Source organism: Thermogemmatispora sp. (genome assembly GCF_042408735.1).
Lineage (GTDB): Bacteria > Chloroflexota > Ktedonobacteria > Ktedonobacterales > Ktedonobacteraceae > Thermogemmatispora.
This window is the reverse complement of record NZ_JBHOQV010000031.1, coordinates 1-2,159: the sequence shown is the minus strand read 5'-3', so window position 1 is coordinate 2,159 and position 2,159 is coordinate 1. Positions and strand designations below refer to the sequence as shown.

At 57.1% G+C, this 2,159-nt stretch carries 2 protein-coding genes; one reads left to right on the top strand and one right to left on the bottom strand.

Annotated features, from left to right (window positions below):
- Positions 1–587: 587 nt before the first annotated feature.
- Positions 588–1,325, bottom strand: coding sequence for a GntR family transcriptional regulator (locus ACFMO7_RS02240; protein ID WP_151729115.1), 738 nt, complete (start codon positions 1,323–1,325; stop codon positions 588–590).
- Between the two features lie 382 nt (positions 1,326–1,707).
- Here ACFMO7_RS02240 and ACFMO7_RS02235 point away from each other — a divergent pair, with 382 nt between their 5' ends.
- Positions 1,708–2,013 carry a hypothetical protein gene (locus ACFMO7_RS02235; protein ID WP_376793904.1) on the top strand — a complete coding sequence of 102 codons (306 nt, stop codon included), beginning with the start codon at positions 1,708–1,710 and terminating at the stop codon, positions 2,011–2,013.
- The last annotated feature ends 146 nt before the right edge of the window (positions 2,014–2,159 follow it).

Genomic DNA, 2,159 nt, shown 5'->3' with positions numbered 1-2,159 from the left:
ATCCAAATCCATCCGCAGGATGCCATAGAGTATGGTCGTATCCTTCGCCAGGTTCCGGTAGACAAACTCCAGCTCGCTGACGCGCCGCTCCAGGTCGGCAATCCGCTGCTCCATCGGGCCCTCCTGAACACTGCTGCCTCTACCTTACCATCCCCCGCAGTCGCTGTCAAGCGCTGCTCACGAAACCCACTCTGCCGCTGGTGCCGCTCGTGCCGTTCGCTTCGAGCATCCCGGCTCCCGGCTTCCCACGCAGCGATGCTCGAAGGGCCTCACAAGCCACCGCAGGACCACAGGGGCTGGCATCATGACCGCATGAAAGCGGTCAGGAGTGACCGCTTTTGTGGGATGCTCGAAACGGCTTGACGGACGCCGCTCCTGATGCTACTCTAAAGAGGGGACCGTCGGAACGCTGCTTAAGCCCGTTGAGGGATTGGAACCCACCTCGCCGAGCGGGTGATCCTGCGCGGCGAGCAGGAGGTCGGAACGCTGCTTAAGCCCGTTGAGGGATTGGAACAGCACTAGGTTCCTCTTCTTCCTCTTCCTCTGCTTTGCTTTGTATTCCTCTCGCTAGAATTCCCCCTTCGAACTTAAACCTGATCCCAATGAGAGACATTGTACTCCCGGGACAAAACGAAAAAACTTGCGACGAGAAGCAACCGATTGCACATCACAACTGTACCCTCCTTTGATCGACAGACGCGATCCACCTCCATAATCGGCGATCCTCTTGGGATCTTGAGCCAGCTTTGCTCCTGCTTAGAGGGGAGACGAGCAATAATATCTTCATGGACCTGATTGATGACTATGCCATGCCGCTGTTTAATCGCCTCAACGACATCCATGTGGGCATCCGCTTTCATCTGCTCGATGAATTCTCCAGCAAGTTCTTGAGGATAAAAATTTTCTGCAATCCGCATGTAAGCAGTGATAGTACCTTGTCTCCGAATGCGGCGGACAACACGAGCATCTGGCGGAACCCCCATAAGATCAGCAATTTCCGGCGGCACTGGAATCAGTGCGGGATCCTCCAGGTTTTCCTCCACTGGTTCAAGTCCCATCTCTTTTAGATAGAGATCAAAACGAGGGAGCAGCCCTGGAATACGGGTTCTGCTAGCTCGAATGAAGATCCCTCGCTGACCCAGGCTCGAGAGCAACCCCTCAGCCTGGAGCCTCTGGATAACTTTATTCATGGTTTCTTGAGATGTCCGGAATTCCCTCGCCAGCATCCTTAACCCGGGAAGACGTCCTTGGGTCCCGTAGCTTCCTGCAAGGATACGACGACGAAGGTCATCCATAATAGAGTCAATCTTGGTGTCGGGAGACATGCAATCCTCCGCTCTAGGTTATATCCTAGAAATAGCACTTGACAAGAGGAAAATCAATACTTATAAAATGCCCCTTGACAAAGTGGTCTAGATCATTGTAATCTTAGTCTAGAGCATTTGCATAGTGATCACACAGGGAACCCTGACAACCGAATACGGATCGGCCTGCCAGGGGCCGGCGCCCGCGGCCACATGGAAGAGAGGAGGCGGAAGCCCGCGGATGGGCCGCTGCGGGCGGGCCGCTGCTCTCTCCTTCTCGATCAGCAGATCGAGGGCGAGAGGGCAGCAGCCGCAGCGGAGGCGCTCGGCCAGCAGCCCTGGCGTTCATCCCCCCAATCCATTCCTCTTATATTCCTCTCTTTTCCTTTAAAGGAGGGCTTATATGTCCGTCCCTTTGCTTATCCCTGCGCGTCGGCGGCGGATCTGCCGTCGGCGATCGCCTCGCTACGACGAGATCGTCTCCCGCGCGCGGCGCACGCTCTGCGGGCGGGTCGTTGAAATCCCCGAAGATCTGCTTCTCCCCCATCGCCGGCGTTTCCCGCCCAACCCGCAGCGGATGGCCGCGCGCGGCGTCGTGGCTTCCATCTCGGAGGAGGGCAGCGTGTGCGTGCTCATCGATGGCGAGAATGGCGAGCGCCGATATTTTGGGGTAACACTGCTGCTGGAGCGGTGCCGTATTGTCTCCTAATCAGAGAGGCAGACATGGAGCTTTCGCTGGATGACTTTGCCGATTGGCTGCTGCGGCATGCCTCGGAGCAGGTTGGCCAGCGGGGACGCTGCTTTGATCATCCGCTGGCCCGCTGGCTCTCGGAGCGAAGTGGGAGACTCATCGGA